The following is a 590-nucleotide window of genomic DNA, read 5'->3' on the forward strand; positions in this document are numbered from 1 at the left end:
ATGCCGCAGATCCTGAAGGATAGGCTATGGAAGTGCTCTTTGTCTGGCTGATAAATGCTGTTTTGGAATAAAATCCTTCATCGGTCTGATAATCAACATCATCTGCGATACCAAATGTGTACTGATAATCATCTTTTCCCAGAAGCTGGTTAGTCTCACTATACATTTCTTTTTTCTCCAGAATCCCTGATCTTAAAAGGTTGTAGTAAGGCTGGAAATTAGCCGTGCTCCCATTTTTAGAAATGGTATACGCCGGATAATCCTTATCCAGCTTGAAGTAATATTTTGCATACCCATTTCCTGAACCGTCCGTTACTTTTACATTTTTGAACAGGATTCTGCCGTCTTGGGAAGTATAGCCGCTTGAAGCATTAGGAATGGAAAAATCATCATAAGTATATGAAGCTGATGTTACAGGTGTACTGCTGCTCAGGTCATTGTATCTTTTGATGGAGCGGATTCTGTATTTTGAGCCTCCTGAATTTGCATTCCGGTAAGGTCCAGGCTTTGCCACAACTTCTATCAGCCCAAAATTAACCTGACCATTCTGTAGGGGTACGTTGGCAGTAACGGTATACTGACCGGGATAG

At 41.5% G+C, this 590-nt stretch carries 1 protein-coding gene; it reads right to left on the reverse strand.

Going from position 1 to position 590, the window contains the following annotated elements:
- Window positions 1–590, reverse strand: a 590-nt coding sequence (locus DRF61_RS22480; protein WP_157963433.1) for a hypothetical protein, incomplete at both ends; no start/stop codon positions are given.

Source organism: Chryseobacterium lathyri (assembly GCF_003290185.1).
Lineage (GTDB): Bacteria > Bacteroidota > Bacteroidia > Flavobacteriales > Weeksellaceae > Chryseobacterium > Chryseobacterium lathyri.